This is a genomic window from uncultured Aquimarina sp. (assembly GCF_947492115.1).
Lineage (GTDB): Bacteria > Bacteroidota > Bacteroidia > Flavobacteriales > Flavobacteriaceae > Aquimarina.
Genome location: NZ_CANLMM010000002.1, coordinates 531710 through 550323, shown reverse-complemented (window position 1 = coordinate 550323; position 18614 = coordinate 531710). Strand labels below are relative to the sequence as shown.

Below are 18614 nucleotides of genomic sequence, written 5' to 3'. Positions count from 1 at the left end.
CGTTAACAAATTTTACAAAAAAGTATGAAGATTACCCAGTTGTTTTTAGGATTCCTATTATGTGTCAGTTTTACAACTGTTGCCCAAAATAAAGCATTTACGCTAGAAGAAATATGGGGAGGCGCCTTTAGAACAGAAAGATTGCAATCGCTACACTCTATGAATAATGGAAAAGAGTATTCGGTGTTAGAAAGTGATACAGAAAATGGAAGTACTTCGATAGAAGTATACGATTATGCGACAGGAGAGAAGGCGAATACAATTATCAAATCTTCGAATATCGATGATCTTCAATTTTTTCAGAGCTATGAGTTCAGCAAAGACGAAAAAAGAATATTATTGGCAAGTGAATTAGAGCAAATTTATCGCCGTTCTTCGAGAGGTATTTATCATATTTTTGATGTTCCTTCAAACAGTAGTTTCAAAATAAGTGATAAAAAAATACAATCTCCTGCTTTGTCTCCTGATGGAAACAAGCTGGCATATGTGTTAGATAACAATATTTACGTATTAAATTTTGTAACAGGAGAAGAGATCCAGCTTACAGACGATGGAAAGAAAAATGAAATTATCAACGGAATTACCGATTGGGTTTACGAAGAAGAATTTGCTTTCGTAAGAGCTTTTGATTGGAGTGCAGATAGTAATAAAGTTGCCTTTATGCGATTTGACGAAAAGGAAGTTCCAGAATTTTCGATGGATGTATACGGTACTGCTTTATACCAAAAACAAGATGTTTTTAAATATCCGAAAGCTGGAGAAAAGAATGCGAAAGTTTCTTTGCATATAGCAGATTTAGGAAGTATGTCTTTGGATAAGATTAATCTCGGAGATTATAAAGATTTCTATATTCCAAGAATTAAATGGTCTGCCAATCCAGATATTTTGAGTGTGCAAGTTTTAAATAGACATCAAAATAATCTGGATTTAATTTTTGTAGATGCCAAAACAAAAACACCAAAGGTGATTTTAAATGAAAAGGACGAGGCATATATCGATATTACCGATAATCTTACATTTTTAGAAGATAATAGTTTTATCTGGACAAGCGAGAAAGATGGATATAACCATATCTATCATTATAAAGAAACTGGAGAGCTCATTAATCAAGTAACCACTGGTTCATGGGAAGTTACCGATTACTATGGTTATGACGCAGCGAATAAGACCATTTTTTATCAAAGTGTAGAGAATAAAAATATCAATAGAGATATTTATTCTATTGGATTAGACGGTAAAAATAAGAAGAGACTGAGTAAGAAGGAAGGAACAAACGATGCAGATTTTAGTGCAGACTTTAGCCAGTACATTAATTACTTTTCTAATTCAGAAACACCTTTCGAATTTACATTAAACAATGCTACTACCGGTGATGTAATTCGTGAGATTAAAAATAATCAGGGACTAAAAGATAAACTGGCTCAGTACGATGTGAGACCAAAAGAATTCTCTACGATAGAAATCAATGGAGAAACTTTAAATATGTGGACCATTAAGCCAAAGAATTTTGATCCCAAAAAGCAATATCCTGTTCTTATGTACCAATATTCTGGACCAGGATCACAATCAGTGAGCAATGTTTGGAATAGAAGTAATGATTACTGGTATATGATGTTAGCGCAACAAGGATATATGATTGTTTGTGTAGATGGAAGAGGAACTGGATTAAAAGGTGCAAAATTTAAGAAGGTTACTCAGAATGATTTAGGGAATTTAGAAGTGCAAGATCAAATAGCCGTTGCTAAGCAGCTAGGAGCATTGCCTTATGTAGATGCTTCTAGGATTGGTATCTGGGGATGGAGCTATGGCGGTTTTATGTCTAGTAACTGTTTGTTTAAAGCTCCGGATACATTTAAAATGGCTATTGCTGTCGCTCCCGTGACTAGTTGGAGATTTTATGATACCATTTATACGGAACGATATTTGATGACTCCACAGGAGAATGCAAAAGGATATGATGATAACTCTCCAATTAATTTTGTAGATGGGTTAAAAGGTAAATTTTTATTAGTACATGGTAGTGCAGATGATAATGTTCATGTACAAAATACCATGCGTTTGATCGAAGCATTAGTACAAAAAAATAAAGATTTTGAATGGGCGATATACCCAGATAAGAATCATGGTATCTATGGAGGTAATACTAGATTACATCTATACAATAAGATGACCAATTTTATTAAAACGAACTTATAATAACTAAACAACTTATAAATTTTACTAACTTAATAATACAATATGGAATTTAAATTTGGAGGTTCAGAGATAAACCAAAGAACCGTTTTAGGACATCCTTCAGGGCTTTTTGTTCTCTTCTTTACTGAGATGTGGGAGCGCTTTTCTTATTATGGAATGCGAGCTTTACTTGTTTTATTTCTGGTAGCTTCTATCGTAGATGGAGGTTGGGGATGGGAGCGAGATGAAGCTTTAGTACTCTATGGATGGTATACGGGATTGGTTTACATCACTCCAATTTTAGGTGGATTGATAGCCGATAAAATTATGGGGTATAGAAATGCTGTTGTTTTGGGAGCTTTATTGATGACCCTAGGACATGCGTCTATGGCGCTAGAAGTTACAGCAGATGCCTTCTTTTTCGCAGGATTAGGACTTTTGATTATTGGTAACGGGCTTTTTAAACCGAATATTTCTTCTATGGTTGGTCAATTGTATAAAACGCAGGGAAAAGAAAAAGATGCAGGATATACGATCTTTTATATGGGGATCAATGCGGGAGCATTTTTAGGAATATTATTATGTGGATATATTGGTGAGAAAGTCGGATGGCATTATGGTTTTGGTCTTGCAGGTATCTTTATGTTTGTGGGAATGTTGCAGTTTTATTTTGCACAAGGAATATTTGCAAACATTGGTATTTCGCCAAAGAAGAGAGAAGAGTTAGATGATGTTATTGAGGATTCAATAGAAGATGCACAAGATGCAATAGAAGATGTTATTGAAGAATCTAAAGAGTCGAAGGTGACAAGAGACCGATTAATAGTGATTGGAGTCTTCTCTTTCTTTGTCATATTTTTCTGGTGGGCTTTTGAGCAAGCTGGAGGTTCTATGACGATATTTGCTTCGGATTATACCGATAGGGTGTTGGAAGGAAATGGGGCAATGATTTTTAAAATATCTAATGCGGTGTTAACAGTAGTTCCGATGTTAATTATTACATGGGTATTAATGTTATTATTTAAACAAACTTTTGGAAAATATTCACTGTCCAACATTTTATTAGGAGTTGGATTTGCGATTATTTGGGGTATTGTAATTTGGATGTTACAAAGAGAGTTTGTTGCGGATTCTGCAGATGTGCCAGCTTCTTGGTTTGGTATCCTAAATTCATTCTTTATCATAGCATTTGCACCTTTATTTTCTAAAATTTGGCAAAGTAAATATAATCCTACCGGACCAGTGAAGTTCGCAATAGGATTGATACTTTTAGGATTAGGTTTTGGGATATTGGCTTTTGGTTCTATGGGAATACCATTAGGAGCTAAAACGGCCTCGGTGAGTATGATATTCTTAATATTGGCTTATTTATTCCATACGCTAGGAGAATTATGTATTTCTCCTGTTGGATTATCTTATGTAAGTAAGTTAGCTCCAGTTAAGTTCGTAGGATTGATGTTTGGAATTTGGTTTGTAGCTAATTTTATTGCAAATACAATGGCTGGTGTTACTGGTAGTTTTATAGATCCTATTGTAGAAGAATATGGAATGAGTGTATTTTTCCTAATGTTTACTGTAATTCCTGCAGGCGCTGGAGTTGTTATGTTAATATTAAACAAAACATTATTACGAATGATGCATGGCATTCGTTAACACTAAAATACTACTTTACCCGTTACCCAAAACGGGTAAAGTTTTTAATAAGGAATAGTTTTTGTTCCGACTAATATGTAAAAACCAAATTTAAAACATATGAAAAACCTACTTATTCTAATTGGATGTATGTTCATTTTTTCTGTCCAAGCACAGGAAATTAAATGGATGTCAATGAATGAGGCACTAGAAGCGCAGAAGCAAACTCCAAAGAAAATCTTTATGGATGTATATACCGATTGGTGTGGCCCTTGTAAGTTGTTGGATAAAAAAACTTTTCATAATAAAGATGTGGTGGATTATGTAAATGCTAATTATTATGCAGTTAAGTTTAATGGAGAGGGAACCGAAGAAATCAGATATAACGATTTTACCTATACCAATCCTAATCACAATCCAAATAGAAAAGGTAGAAATAGTCAGCATTTCTTTGCAAATGCGCTGAAGATTAGTGGATATCCTAGTATTGTGTTTTTTGATGAAAAAGGCAATTTAATAGCACCAGTTGTTGGCTATAAAACGCCAAAACAATTAGAGATTTATCTAAAAATGATTCACAATGATGACTATAAAAATCTAACAAGTGCAGATGCATGGCAAAAATATGAACAATCATTTGTGAGTACCTTTAGCAACTAAAATAAATTAAATATACATATAGGATTAACCCTTTTGTCGATAAGATAAAAGGGTTTTTTTATAATCGTTTGATTTATTGGATGATATAAAGTTTGGTTGCGATTATTAGAATTTATACAGTAACAAAACGAATAAGTTTGACACTAATTAATAATAATTTCAAATACGTAAAGAATGAAAAAAAACTTATTCAGTTTAATAGCTGTTTTTGCCTTTTTTAATCTGGGCTTTGCTCAAGAAGTAAATCTAATTGGAAGACTAAACGGTAGTATCGGATTTAATTATGATTCTGTTGACTATAATGGGGGAAGCTTGGCCTATAGTCCTGGAGGAGGAATGGGATTAGAAGTTGGTGCAGAGTATCATATGTTCAAAGGGCTGTATGGTTATGGGACGCTAGGATTTCAATATAATTTAGCTCTTCAGTTACAAAGTGGAACAGGAGGCTCTAACAAGAGTTCAGTTACTTTTAATCGTACATTTTTCACTTTTGGAGTTCATAAACTTTTTAAATTATCAGATAACACTTTACACGGTTTAGTGATTGGTGCTGGTGGAAATTATAGCCTTCCTGGTAAATTAAAGATTACCCAAAATGATGTTTCTGGAGATCCAATTGAATATAAACCAGGTCTTGGTTTTCACTTGGATGCCAGACTTCGATTAAAATTGTCTGATAAGTTTTTTTTAGAACCAGGAATTAGATACAGACAGCTAGAACTCGATGCTAAGTCTTTTGGTAACAATAGTACAGATATTTTACCTTCTTATTTAAGAGAGCTAAATACTTCTGGAATAGAAATTTCAGTTTCAGTTATAAAGAAACTATAGGCTGTTTGTATATGCCTGATAAGAGCCCTGTTACGAATAGGTAACAGGGTTTTTTGTGCATTAAAAAAGGTGTATCCTTAGAAACTTTAAGGGAAAACAATTATTGGAATTATTCCAAATTTTGTATCTTTGTATTGGAATTATTCCAAATTATAGAGATTCGTTAAACTTCATTAAAAGAATCTTAAAAACACAATTTGTGGAGTGTATTTTGCTTGTATTACAGAAATATACTTAAAATTCAAATATGCATAACATCAATACCTATTAAACAATAATAGTACTATATGAGTGGTATTAAGTATGAAATACAAAATAGAAAGCTTAGATCTTATAAGCATACGTTTGATTATAACTTTTGTAAGCAAAAGTATAATGAGTATGCTCGTATGGATTTGGATAAGTTTAAAGCATGTTTGAAGAAACCGGAGAAAATAGGAGAAATTGGACATCTATGTAGTTTCATTTTATGGGTAAAAAATAAAGAGCAGGATGAGTATCGAGATTGTCTTGGGGATTATGGACTGATTCATCTACTCTTCCATTGTTTGGAAAATAAGCATAATATAGAAGTCCATGCAGAGTATATTCATATGCTCTTCAAAGAAGATATTAAACTAGTTTGATGAATTTTGGGCTGCTTTTTCTAAAAAAGAAGGTATTGTCCTACAAATAGGTTGGTAAAATTTGTATCGAACCATTAAAAAATGTTAAAAAACACAAAAAATGGTATTTCAACGATGATATTTGCATATAATCGTTATATTTGATCAAATTTAAAATATTTAATAAACCAAATCGTTATTAGAATTATTAAAAATCATCCCCGTTTTCTTGATTTTGATATTCTTAACTTGAGCTTAACCTATTATGAAAAAACGTTTCATCATTGCCCCCTCAATGTTGTTATTAATAGCATTACTTTTTCCCCTTGTTTCTGCCAACAAAATAGAAACTCCAAAATTACCTACACCAGTGAAGCCGAAGTTAGCTTCAGTTGACTTTTTCAAAAACCCAATTTCGGATAAGCAAAAGGAGCTACTAGCTAAAGCTGTAGAGCAATATTTTAATAAGGCATTGCAGCAAAATAAAATTATCGGAGCAGGAGTAAGTATTGTAAAATGTGATTCTGTTATATATTTAGAAGGTTTCGGAAAGAAAAATGCGTCTTTAAATGACAAAGTTGATCCTGAAACAATTTTTAGAATTGGTTCTGTTTCCAAAGGTTTTGCAGGGGTTTTGTCAGGAATATATGTAGAAGAAGGTTTATTAAATTGGGATGATAAAGTACATGATTATGTGTCTAACTTTGAATTGGCAAATAAAAAATGGTCGGATAGTGTGACATTGTCTCATATCCTATCACACTCTTCTGGATTGCCATATCATAGTTTTACAAATTTGGTGGAAGATGGAATAGATTTGAGTACAATTGCTGGTCAATTTAAAAGTATTCCTACTATTGATAAACCAGGAAAGATTTATAGTTATCAGAACGCAGTATTCGCTCTAAGTGGTTCAATGATCGAAAAGGTAAGTGGCAAGTCTTATGGAGATGCTATAGCAGAAAAGATTTTTAACCCTTTACAAATGCATAGTGCATCTACGGATTACCATTCGTTACAGACAGCTACTAATGTTGCGATGCCTCATAGAAAGTATGGTAGACGTTGGAGATCTTTAAAATTGAACAAAAAATATTATAACGCGATACCTGCAGGAGGAGTTAATGCTAGTGTTGCTGATATGGCAAAGTGGATGCGTTTCTTGTTGGGTCATAATCCAGGTGTAATGAGTGCTCAAGGTTTAAAAAATGTGTTCAATCCTGTGATAAACCTTCCAGGAAAGAGTAAGTACTATCAGAAATGGAAAGGACATAAAGAGTCACAATATGCTCACGGATGGCGTATCCATGATTTTAAAGATAAGAAAACCGGAGAGTCTACTCGTATGATTCATCATGGAGGTCATGTGAATAGTTACAGAAGCGAAATCGCTTTATTTCCCCAAGAAGACTTAGGGATAACAATTCTTTTTAATAGTCCAACAAAATTAGCAAGAACAGTGATTCCAGATCTTCATAAAATTGTAAAGGAAGTAATGGAAATGCCGGTAGAAGAATTGTTAGCGGCAACCAATACCTCGGTCAATAAAAACGAAATTTAATTTAGTTATTTTAGTATATATGCTCCCTTTTTGTCAGTACGATGAAAAGGGATTTTTTGTTTTAAACAAGTGCTTTCCCAACGATTTAGATAACTCCTATAATTACTGCCATCAGCAATAATCTGCTCAGGATGTATTTGTTCTATTACCTTCTCTAAATGAATTTTTGGTGAATTGATTAATAAAATGATATCTGCTTTAAAGTTGGGTAAATCGTATATTCCATTCTCATCAATAATAAAAATAAGTTTGTCTTTATAGGTATAGATATTATGAAGTGTTTGAGGAGTTAAGAGTTTGAAGTTATTCGCCACGACGTGGCCTTTGATTAGAAAATCTATGGTTGTGTCTGTAATAGAATCTTTAGAAAATATTTTTAGTTGTTGATTTTCAGATACTCCTATGATTGTATTTCTGGGATTATGAAAAACAATAAGTTCTTCTGTATTAAGAGATATACTTTTTTCATAAGCTAATACGGATAAAAATAGTACGAGCAGAAGAGATAGGGCGAATAGTCTTTTGATATGATAGTTCTTCAAAGTTTGTATAAATACGATTGTCAAAAGATATCCTGAGACAAGCATTTTAGAGGAAAAAGAGATGTCTTTTATAATAAATGCTTTTTGCGAAGCTACCCAATAAACAATGGTATTTATGAAATCTATAAGGTTACCATAGACCATGACTATCCAATCGGTAAGTAAATGGATCTCTGCTAATAAAATCACTAAGATCCCTAAACCAAGAATAATACCCAAAATAGGGATGATAATAAGGTTTGATATGATGAATAATAGTGGGAATTGATGAAAATAGAATAATAATAAGGGTAGTAAACCTATTTGTGCTGTGATAGTAACAGTTAAAGTTTCCCATAAAATCTTATCAATGTAAAATCTAGGCTTGTATCTTTTTACAAGATGAGGTTGCATCCATATTATAGAAAAAACGGCTACATAACTTAATTGAAACCCAACTGAAAATGTTAGTAGTGGGTCTATAGTTAGTAATATAAATATTGATATTATCAACGCATTATAAATACTGGTTTTAGAACGAAAGTACGTACCAATGGTTACAAAGGAAAACATGGCTGCTGCTCTAAGTATAGATGGTGATAAACCTGCGATTATTGCAAAACTCCATAAGGCGATAATAATAAGAACTATTTTAAGTTCTCGACTTCTTTTAAAGATGTAATCTAAAGGTTTAAGTAAAAAGTTTAAGAGTATTAATAATATTCCAACATGCAACCCTGATACAGCTAGTATATGAGTAGCTCCAGCGTTTTGATAATCTTTAAAAGTGTCTATATCAATGTCCTGTTTTTGTCCTAGAATAAGTGCATTTATAATCGCTAATTGTTTTCTGGTAAAAGTATGTTTGGATAGATTTTTAAGAATATCGGTTCTAATGATATCTGCAACACGATATAGGCTAAATTTAGTTTTATCAGTAAGAATTAGATTTTTAAAGTCAATAGTAGTTTGGTAAAACACATATTCGTAGCCCATATAAGTAGCATAGTTAAATTGATTTGGGTTAGAGGGTTTTGGTATTGGTTTAAGTGGTGCATATGTAAGATATGATGTGCCGGTAATTAACTTAGTTTTTAGGCTTTTGTTTGGTAGCCTAAGTAGTACATCTCCTGTAACTTTATTGTTTTCTAATGAAGTAAGACTGATGATATATTTGTCATAAAATGAAGTCGATTTTAGCCTTTTTTTTACTAAAAACTCAAATGGGACTTGTCGTTCTGAGTTATTTAACCGATTTGTAAAGTGAAACGGGTCATTTTTTGGATGATATAACTCTACTAATGTTATACCAAAAAAGAAGAACGTGATTATAACTAAACCACTGAAGTGGATAGTACTGCGGAATATCTTGTTTGCGTACCACCAAGAAATAACTAAACCAGTTATACTTACAGTTTGAAGTATGATTACTAGTCTAAGAGATATTGAAATGTAGTATCCTAAGATAATTCCAAGAACCAGGGAAATGGTTAAAATTACAAAAGGAACATTAAGTAACTTTTTCACTACTAACAGATTAATGTATAGGTATTATGAGCCTATAATTAATCGTGTGTTGAAAAGAGTAGTTGTTACCTGTTATTACCTATTTTGTTCATCAAATAGGTGTCAATTTCTAAAAATTATAGTGTAAGCTACTTTCTTATTCGATTTCTTCGTCTTGTAGTTCCTGAGAGTTCAGTCTTTTTGTCTTTAATCGTTACTTTTCCTGTATCTATTTTAACGGTATAGTCTGGGTGAGGTCCGTGCGGATCCACATCCAGTAAGATGTGAAGGCTAGAATTAGCCGTTGGGCCAAAATTATACGTTTCCTGATAACCTTCGTGAGTTAAGGCGTCTATTCTTTTACCATCGTGACGAATTATCATTTCATATTCTCCTCCGATCCCACTTTCTTTGTCTAAACGCAAAAATTTTCTGCTATACGGTTTCATACCAACCAAACTTCCGAAATATCTAGATTTAGGTGTATGAAACCAATTTTTAAACCTAGGGGCTTCTTCCCAAATATAACCCTTGTTATCTCTAAATTTATTACCCATGTAGTGTGTTAGAGAAGTAATCTCTTTTTTTACATTAAAAAGATTCCTATTTAGATGGTAATAGATAAATTGATCTTCATCATATTCCTGTCCATTTACTTTGGCATCAATAACTTTTTTTACTTCTAGAGGATCTAATGAGTATTCCATTGGTTTAATGAGTTTTAGTATACTAATTTATGATAAATTAGGGGAATTTAGAAAGAAGGAAATAAAAAATAAATAAAATAAAGTGAAAAAGCTATAGGATCCTTCTAACTCCAGCAAAACAATTATTCCAATAACGTTCGTCTAAACTCGATATTGTAACTCCTTTAGAGGTTGAAGCATGAATAAATTGTATCTGTTTTCCTGTTTTTACCACCAATCCTACATGATTAATGCTACTTTTATTTTTATTGGTCTTAAAAAACAATAGATCTCCAATTGCTACATTTTTCAAGGATACTTTAACGCCTTGTGTGGCCATGGCTCTGGAAGTTCTAGGGAGTACAACTTCTTCTTTCTTAAACGAAGTATATACCAATCCAGAACAGTCCATACCCCTTTTGGTAGTACCACCATATTTATATCTTGTACCTTCAAAAGTCTTTGCATAGTCAATTATGCTTTTTATTTTTTTACTATTAGCATTAGCTCGAGTACTTTTTTTAGAAGTCTTCGTCGATTTTCTTGAAACTGTACTTTTCTTTTTAGCACCACCACAAGAAGAGAGTGTAATACTTAGTACAACAAGCAGATACAATAGCTTTTTCATTTTGGGATATCTTGTTTATTTTGTTTTTTCTACAATTAAATTAGCCGTTTTGTCACTGGCTCCTTTTCCTCCTAATTTCTTTTCTAAATCGTAATACTCTAAAAACATCACAGCTCTTTTGTAGTCATCTAATATAATTGTAAGTTCTTCTTTTAGTTTTTTTGTATTAAAATCTCCTTGTATTAATTCGGTAACCACAGGCTTATCCATAATAAGGTTTACCAAAGAAATATAATCAAGGTTGATAATTCTCTTGGCTATATGGTAGGAAATTGCATTTCCTTTATAGCATACTACTTGCGGAACCTTAAATAAAGCAGTCTCTAAGGTTGCTGTTCCCGAAGTTACTAAAGCCGCAGTACTTAAACTTAGAATGTCATAGGTCCTGTTCATAATTAGATGAACTCCTTCTTTTTTTATAAAAGGTTCATAGAATTCTTCATCTTGACTTGGAGCTCCTGCAATGACGAATTGATATTCAGAAAAATCATCGACAACACTGAGCATTACCTCAAGCATTTTGCGAATTTCTTGTTTTCTACTTCCGGGTAATATAGCTATTATTGGTCGGTCATCTAGTTGATATTCTTTCTTAAAATCATCTGGCATTACCTGTTTGTGATCGGCTATGGCATCGATAAGGGGATGTCCTACAAAATTTACATCATAGTCATATTTTTTGTAAAAATCTTTTACAAAAGGTAATATTACGTACATATAATCTACGCTTGCCTTTATAGTTTTTACTCTTCCTGCTCTAGATGCCCATACTTGAGGACTTATGTAATAATGAGTAGTATATCCTTTCGGTTTTGCCCATTCTGCAATTCGTAGATTAAAGCCAGAATTGTCAATTAAAATGAGTGCGTCTGGATTGTATGCTTCGATATCTTTTTTACACTGTTTTATGAATCCTAAAATTTTAAATAGATTCAAAATAACTTCTAAAAAGCCCATAAAGGCTCTTTCTTTATAATGAAGTACCATAGTACCTCCAACTGATTGCATTAAATCTCCTCCCCAAAACCTGATTTCGGCGTTGGGATCCTCTTTAAGAATAGATTTCATTAGGTTGGCTCCATGTAAGTCGCCAGATGCTTCTCCTGCAATAAGATAATATTTCATCTTTTAAGATACGTTCAAAGTGTGTTAACCAAATTTGCTGATAGCAATTCCTACTGCGGCTACTAAGGTAGCTAATAGAACACCTCGGGCTCTGTAAGGTTTGTTCTGTTTTAAAAATAAAAAGAAAACTATGAGATTAAGAATCGCTCCTAAAGCGATTAAACTTCCCAAAAAGTTATTTTGTTGAGCTGCTTTTAATGTTTCAGTAATACTTAATTCCGAAAACAATAAAATATATAAAGCAATCCCAACAGTGTTCGCAATAATTCCGGTAATAAAACCGATTATAATTTCTTTTTTAATCATGTAATGACCAGTTGTTTAATTCTTGAATATAATGATGAGCAGTAAGATCGAATTGTGTAGGTACAATAGATACATAACCGTTCTGTAATGCCCATTCGTCTGTATCTTCGCCTTTATCTTCATTGATAAATTTCCCAGAAAGCCAGTAGTAATCTTTGCCCATTGGATTAGTTCTTTTGTCAAACTCTTCAACCCAGTGTGCATTTGCTTGTCTGCAAATTTTTATTCCTTTAATTTCTTCTTTGCTTAATTTCGGGATGTTTACATTAAGTACTACGCCTTTGGGAAGACCATTTTGAAGTACATTTTCAACAATTGTTTTCACGTATTTTCGTGCAGGTTCAAAATCAGCATCCATGCTATAATCTAATAACGAAAATCCGATGGCGGGTATTCCTTCTATTCCTGCTTCTACAGCAGCACTCATAGTACCAGAGTAAATTACATTAATAGCCGAGTTAGAACCATGATTAATTCCACTTACACAAAGATCTGGCTTTCGTTTTAAAATCTGTCTAGTTGCCATTTTCACACAATCCACAGGAGTACCTGAACAGCTATATTCTTTTTGAGGAGCATTTTTATCCACGGTAATAGGATCGCAATATAGAGTATTGTTTATCGTAATAGCATGTCCCATGGCACTTTGAGGGCTATCTGGAGCAACGACATATACATCTCCGATTTCGTTCATTATGTTAATTAACATTCTAATTCCTGGGGCTGTAATCCCGTCATCATTCGTAACTAGAATTAACGGTTTTCCTTGTGACATGCGGTTGTTTTTTTCTCTGGTAAAAATACATTTTTTTTGTTCTAAATATATAATTCTAAATCAGGAGTATATATAATTAGTTCTTTTAAGAAAAATTTAGTAATATTACCTCTTATTGGCACGATTTTTAATGTAATTTGCCAAGAACACCCCTAAATTAAAAATGAGCGTATGAAAAAGAGTTTTTTGGTATTGATGCTTACCGTAATCGTTTCGGCTGCCTCTTGCAGTTTTACAACAAAAGTAGACAACAATGACCCTGACAAAGATCGAATACTAATTGATCTTATAAGTTATGTATTAAGTAAAGGTCATTATGACGCAAAGGATATTAATGACGATTTCTCCAGAAATGTTTTTGTTGATTACATAGACGCTTTAGATCCATTAAAGCGATATTTTTATCAAAGAGATATTGAAGAATTTAAAGAGTTTGAAACTTTAATTGATGATCAGATTAGAGATAAAGAAATTGAATTCTTTAATATGACATATCAAAGACTACAAACTAGAATGGAAGAAGCAAGAACCTTATACAAGGATATCTTGGATCATCCTTTTAATTTTGAAATCGAGGAGTCTATTAATACAGATTATGAAAAGTTATCATACGCTAAAGATAGAGAGGAGATGAAAAATCGTTGGAGATTGCAATTAAAATTTAATGCATTGTCCAGTTATTATGATAAGGTCGATGAACAAATAGATTCTATTACCAAAAATAAAGATTATAAGAGAAAATCTGCCGTTGTTTTAGAAGAAGAATCACGAGAGATTACGAAGACTTCGCTAAAAGAATATTTTGAGTTTGCTGATGATTTAGAGCGTAAGGATTGGTTTTCTATCTACATAAATTCTATAGTTGAAGAATTTGATCCTCATACATTTTATTTCGCTCCACAGGATAAAGATAGATTTGATATCGCAATGTCCGGTAAATTAGAGGGTATTGGTGCTAGATTGCAAAAGAAAAATGATAACGTGAAGATTATCGAGATTATTTCTGGAGGACCAGCTTGGAGAGGAAATAAAGTAGAAGTTGGTGATTTTATCATGAAAGTAAAGCAAGAAGATGAGGTAGAGCCAGTAAGTATTGTAGGGATGCGACTTGATGATGCAGTAAGTTTAATCAAGGGGCCAAAAGGGACTAAAGTAATGCTTACTGTTAAGAAGGTTGACGGAACAATAGAAAACGTTGAGATTGTTAGAGACGTTGTTGAATTAGAAGAAACATACGCTAAGTCTTCTGTAGTAAAGAAAAATGGAAAGAATTTTGGAATTATAAATTTACCAAAATTCTATTTTAATATGCAAGATTATAATCAACGTAATGCTGCGAAGGATGTAAAGCAGGAAATTATACGTTTGAAACAACAAGACATGGAAGGCCTGGTGATAGACCTTAGAGATAATGGTGGAGGATCGCTACAAACTGTTGTAGATATAGCGGGTCTTTTCATTGATAAAGGACCTATTGTACAGGTAAGAACAAAAGGAGAAACGCCTGAAGTATTAAGTGATAAAGATCGTAATATCTTATGGGATGGGCCTTTAGTAATTTTAGTAAATGAATTATCAGCTTCTGCTTCCGAAATCTTAGCAGCTGCTATGCAAGATTATAAAAGAGCAATCATTATAGGAAGTAAACAGACATACGGAAAAGGTACGGTACAAAATGTAATGGATCTTAATAGATGGATGAGAAGTAATGATTTTGGGGATTTAGGAGCTCTTAAATTAACAACCCAGAAATTTTATCGAGTAAACGGAGGATCTACACAATTAGAAGGAGTAAAGAGCGATGTAGTTGTTCCAGATCGTTATAGTTATATCGATATTGGTGAGAAAGATCAAGAAAATCCACTTCCTTGGGATAAAATTCCAGCTGCCGATTATAATCTATGGGATGGTTATATTGATTTTGACCAAACTATAAATAAAAGTAAGGCTCGTATGGCTACCAATGAGCAACTTAAATTGATAGATGAAAATGCTAAATGGGTAAGAGAAAAAAGAGATGTAAATGAGTATTCTCTTAATTATAATAAATACAAAGCGAATATAGAGCTTAATGAAAAACAAGCTAAACGTTTTGATCGCTTAAATGATTATAAAACAAATTTAACTTTTGAATCCCTGCCTTATGAAAAGGAATTAATGAAAAAGGATTCAATTTTAGAAGAAAAAAGAAATAGATGGCATAAGAGTCTTAGCAAAGATGTGTATGTAGAAGAAGCATTAAGTGTTTTGGAGGATATGAAAATTAATAATATTAGAAGATCTAAAAACCCACTTACGCTAAAGAACTAACATGCTTTAATGCAAGAGACAAAATCAAATTCATTAACACAACTAGCGCTCCAAAGATTTAGTAAAAATTTTTGGGGCGTTTTGAGTTTTTGGTTTATCGTAGTATGTGCATTAGTTGCAATTCTAGCGTACATGCTTGCTCCTGACAGTTCTAAAAATGCGAATCAGATGCATTTGTCTATTCATTCGAAAGGTCCAGGTTTTTCGGTTAAGATGATCACTATTCCTTCGCAAGTAGTATCAGACCAATCTTTCCTGAGTAAGATTTTCTTTGGAACAAAAAATATGGATACTGAGATTCCCATAGAATCCTATAGTTTTAATAATAAGGTAATAGATGTAATTCCCTATACAGAGGGGGAACTTATAGGGGTTTCTAAGAATATAGCATTATCTAGTTTTCCAAAGGAATTAAATATTGAGGAAATAGAAAATCAATTTATAGAAGATAGAACTTTTATATTGGGAACTGATAAGTATGGAAGGGATATGTTAAGTAGAATGCTTATAGGGATTCGTATATCGTTTTCTATTGGTTTTGTAGCTGTGCTTATTTCTTTGTTTCTGGGGATTACTCTTGGGGCTTTAGCGGGTTATTTTGGTGGTAAGGTAGATGTATTTATTATGTGGCTGATTAATGTTACTTGGTCTATTCCCACGTTGTTATTAGTTATCGCGATTACCTTAGCTTTGGGTAAAGGATTCTGGCAGGTTTTTATAGCTGTAGGATTGACCATGTGGGTTGAGGTGGCTAGAGTAGTAAGAGGTCAGGTTTTAAGTATTAAACAGATGCAATATGTTACAGCTGCCAAAGCGTTAGGATATACACATGGTAGAATCATTATAAAGCATATACTTCCTAATAGTTTAGCTCCGGTAATTGTCATTTCTGCAGCTAATTTTGCAGGGGCTATCTTAATAGAAAGTGGATTGAGCTTTCTGGGAATTGGAGCACAACCTCCAATGGCAAGTTGGGGAGCAATGATAAAAGATCATTACTCTTATATTATATTAGGAAAAGCGTATTTAGCAATTATTCCAGGTCTTGGTATTATGAGTCTAGTTATGGCTTTTATGCTTATGGGTAATGCACTGCGAGATGCGTTAGATGTAAAAGGATAGCTAATAATAAAATTAGAGTCTTAAAAAAATGAAAAGGGTTAACTGCTGTGTTAACCCTTTTTTTGTAAACTACAATTAATAATAAAAATTGTTTTTTAGAAGCAAGGAGGTCCTTGTACCCATGTGGTGCCGTTATGATAACAACAACTAAGAGCAGGGTTACATCTTCTTCTAGTGTTACTTGGTTTAGTAAAAACTAAAATTCCCCCATGTACATCTTTCTGTTGGGATTTGGATAATGTTTTTGCTCCTTTCAATTCTTTAATCTGTTTCATAATTTTTTAAAGGTTTAAGAGTTTATAAATATTCCCCGAAAGTTTTAAGACATTCGGGGATATGTCTGAGTGAGTGTGTGAAGAAAAAGAGTATTTACATACGTCTTTTACAAAAAATGTTCTTTTCTATGTATCTAGAAAAGATAAAATAACATTATAATTAGCCCCAATTATAACATTATTATGCTTCTATAGGTTGGTTTTCTACATCATAATCTTGTTCCTGTTGGTTCTCTATCATCATGCTTGTAAAATGAAAGAATTCATCGTAGCTATACTTTTTAGGATAGATAGAAGTGTTCATTAATGATGCAGGAGTGTAAAACAAATTATTTTTCTCTGCCCAATTAGATTGATTTTGTAAGGTTTCTATATGTATTTTATTATTTTTTGGCGCTCCATATTCTTTTATCCATTTGCTGAAGGTTCTGTCGTTAAACCACTCTGTGTATGCTTTTATAAAACTATCAGAACCATCATTTTGATATATTTCCATAAGACGTAAACTAACTTGGGTAGCCTGATTGTTAAGGTCGTTTAAAGCGACTTTTAATCTAATTACCACCTGCAATTGATCGCTCATAGTTCGTAAAACTCTAGTGTATGCTTCAAAAGCACCTTTGCAATAACCACACATGGGATTGGTAACACTGATAATTTTAAACGTTGCGTTTGGATTACCAAGAATGATTTCATTTGCGATTGTGCTATTGTCCTCGATTTTTTCTGATATACTTAACAAATGATCAAAAATTTGACGATCTCTTTTAAAGTGATTTAGTTTTACATTTTCATTTTTATAGTCCTTATTTTGAACCATATTTTCTTTCACATACATGTAAGCTAATACGGTTAGTGCTGAAATCATTATAAAACCAGCAATGGAAGTTATAGAAAAAGTAAAAGGAAGACTAACAAGCGAAATTGCAGTTAGTCCTATAGAAATTACGCTAATAGCTATACATATAGCACACCATTTTTTTATCACAAAAGCTTGTGAGTATAGTGAGTAAACGATAAAAGGAATTCCAGCTATAGTTGGTATTAATAGAGTGCTATTAAAACCATAGAATAGTTGATAAATAGTAAGTATTCCAAAAAAAGTAATACTAGCATCCGCTAAAGAAAAATTCTTTAATAACTTACCAGTGTTATTGTTAATAACATCTCCACAATTAGAGTTTCCTACCGAAGTACAAAATTGGTGCATAGTGTTGGATTGAATGCCTAAGCTTTCTCTAACAGCAAAAAGACCAAAAACAGCTCCAGTTATGGATAAAAGCAGGAAAAATATTTGATAAACATTAAATGGTTGGTAGAACAAAGATATACCAGCTCCTATTAAAAGTGCTCCAAAAAGTACGTTCTGAATCAAAGATTCCTTAGAAAAAAGAGATCTATTTCCGGTGCTATGCTCAACAGCGATTACCTTTGGAACCCAAATTTCTTTAAATTCTTCATAAGAAAACTTCTTTTTGTCAAGGTCAGTATGCTTTAGTTGAATAGCTCCATTTTTGTTAATGACAGCAACAATTTCTTCTGCATGATCTTTTTTTACCAAAGAAATAAAGCTTTCCGGAAGTTGATCTAAAGCATCTACTGGAACTTCTACCGCAATATTATCAATATCGAAATAATCTAAAGTATCAGTTATTGATTGGAAACTAGGGTAATTCGGATGAATTTGTAGCTGAAGTTCAAGATCTTGTTTGTCGTAATTGCCAATTCTGTTTTGAATAAGAACCGTTTCTACTATTTTCTCAATGCTATTTTTCATGAATACTTAAGATGTTTTGTTTTGTGTGCTTTATCTAGTTAAATATACTATAAGTTGGGTGCCCCATGTTCCATTATATAGTTTTTTATAAAAGTATTAAGATTTAAAAACTCTTAATT

The 18614-nt window shown here is 32.7% G+C and carries 16 protein-coding genes; 8 read left to right on the top strand and 8 right to left on the bottom strand.

The window, feature by feature from the left end; all coding sequences use genetic code 11:
• Positions 1–24: 24 nt before the first annotated feature.
• The 6 genes from Q1A73_RS07790 to Q1A73_RS07765 all read left to right on the top strand — a co-directional run bounded on the left by Q1A73_RS07790 (position 25) and on the right by Q1A73_RS07765 (position 7464).
• Positions 25–2196: a S9 family peptidase gene (locus Q1A73_RS07790; RefSeq protein WP_299603790.1), complete on the top strand. Its 2172-nt coding sequence runs from the start codon at positions 25–27 to the stop codon at positions 2194–2196.
• Positions 2197–2238: 42 nt separating this feature from the next.
• Entirely contained in the window at positions 2239–3828 is a 1590-nt protein-coding gene (locus tag Q1A73_RS07785; protein WP_299603787.1) for a peptide MFS transporter, read from the top strand.
• A gap of 99 nt (positions 3829–3927) precedes the next feature.
• Positions 3928–4467 (top strand): thioredoxin family protein, encoded by a 540-nt coding sequence (locus tag Q1A73_RS07780; RefSeq protein ID WP_299603784.1) that lies wholly within the window; start codon positions 3928–3930, stop codon positions 4465–4467.
• A 174-nt stretch (positions 4468–4641) separates the two neighbouring features.
• On the top strand, positions 4642–5298 hold the full coding sequence (locus Q1A73_RS07775; protein WP_299603781.1) for a hypothetical protein: 657 nt from the start codon (positions 4642–4644) through the stop codon (positions 5296–5298).
• Between the two features lie 287 nt (positions 5299–5585).
• A complete protein-coding gene (locus tag Q1A73_RS07770) occupies positions 5586–5924 on the top strand; it encodes a hypothetical protein (RefSeq protein WP_299603778.1) in 339 nt (112 codons plus the stop codon).
• Between the two features lie 244 nt (positions 5925–6168).
• Positions 6169–7464 (top strand): serine hydrolase domain-containing protein, encoded by a 1296-nt coding sequence (locus Q1A73_RS07765; RefSeq protein ID WP_299603776.1) that lies wholly within the window; start codon positions 6169–6171, stop codon positions 7462–7464.
• A gap of 5 nt (positions 7465–7469) precedes the next feature.
• On the opposite strand, the gene Q1A73_RS07760 is transcribed toward Q1A73_RS07765, so the two are convergent.
• The 6 genes from Q1A73_RS07760 to surE form a co-directional block, all read right to left on the bottom strand.
• Complete coding sequence (locus tag Q1A73_RS07760) at positions 7470–9512, bottom strand: ComEC/Rec2 family competence protein (RefSeq protein ID WP_299603773.1); 2043 nt, start codon at positions 9510–9512, stop codon at positions 7470–7472.
• 128 nt (positions 9513–9640) lie between these two features.
• Positions 9641–10198 (bottom strand): hypothetical protein, encoded by a 558-nt coding sequence (locus Q1A73_RS07755; protein WP_299603770.1) that lies wholly within the window; start codon positions 10196–10198, stop codon positions 9641–9643.
• Between the two features lie 91 nt (positions 10199–10289).
• Positions 10290–10805, bottom strand: coding sequence for a C40 family peptidase (locus tag Q1A73_RS07750; RefSeq protein WP_299603767.1), 516 nt, complete (start codon positions 10803–10805; stop codon positions 10290–10292).
• Positions 10806–10820: 15 nt separating this feature from the next.
• Entirely contained in the window at positions 10821–11930 is a 1110-nt protein-coding gene (lpxB, locus tag Q1A73_RS07745; protein ID WP_299603764.1) for a lipid-A-disaccharide synthase, read from the bottom strand.
• A 24-nt stretch (positions 11931–11954) separates the two neighbouring features.
• Positions 11955–12236 (bottom strand): hypothetical protein, encoded by a 282-nt coding sequence (locus Q1A73_RS07740; RefSeq protein WP_299603761.1) that lies wholly within the window; start codon positions 12234–12236, stop codon positions 11955–11957.
• Positions 12229–13011, bottom strand: a complete 783-nt coding sequence (gene surE, locus Q1A73_RS07735; RefSeq protein ID WP_299603758.1) for a 5'/3'-nucleotidase SurE — start codon at positions 13009–13011, stop codon at positions 12229–12231. Before surE ends, Q1A73_RS07740 begins: the two co-directional genes overlap by 8 nt.
• A 171-nt stretch (positions 13012–13182) precedes the next feature.
• On the opposite strand from surE, the gene Q1A73_RS07730 reads away from it, so the two are divergent.
• Together Q1A73_RS07730 and Q1A73_RS07725 are read left to right on the top strand one after the other, a co-directional pair.
• A complete protein-coding gene (locus Q1A73_RS07730) occupies positions 13183–15321 on the top strand; it encodes a carboxy terminal-processing peptidase (protein WP_299603755.1) in 2139 nt (712 codons plus the stop codon).
• Positions 15322–15330: 9 nt separating this feature from the next.
• Positions 15331–16443, top strand: coding sequence for an ABC transporter permease (locus tag Q1A73_RS07725; protein ID WP_299603752.1), 1113 nt, complete (start codon positions 15331–15333; stop codon positions 16441–16443).
• A 95-nt stretch (positions 16444–16538) separates the two neighbouring features.
• On the opposite strand, the gene Q1A73_RS07720 is transcribed toward Q1A73_RS07725, so the two are convergent.
• Together Q1A73_RS07720 and Q1A73_RS07715 are read right to left on the bottom strand one after the other, a co-directional pair.
• Positions 16539–16718 (bottom strand): hypothetical protein, encoded by a 180-nt coding sequence (locus tag Q1A73_RS07720; protein WP_299603749.1) that lies wholly within the window; start codon positions 16716–16718, stop codon positions 16539–16541.
• A gap of 181 nt (positions 16719–16899) precedes the next feature.
• On the bottom strand, positions 16900–18495 hold the full coding sequence (locus Q1A73_RS07715; RefSeq protein WP_299603746.1) for a vitamin K epoxide reductase family protein: 1596 nt from the start codon (positions 18493–18495) through the stop codon (positions 16900–16902).
• Between the last annotated feature and the right edge of the window lie 119 nt (positions 18496–18614).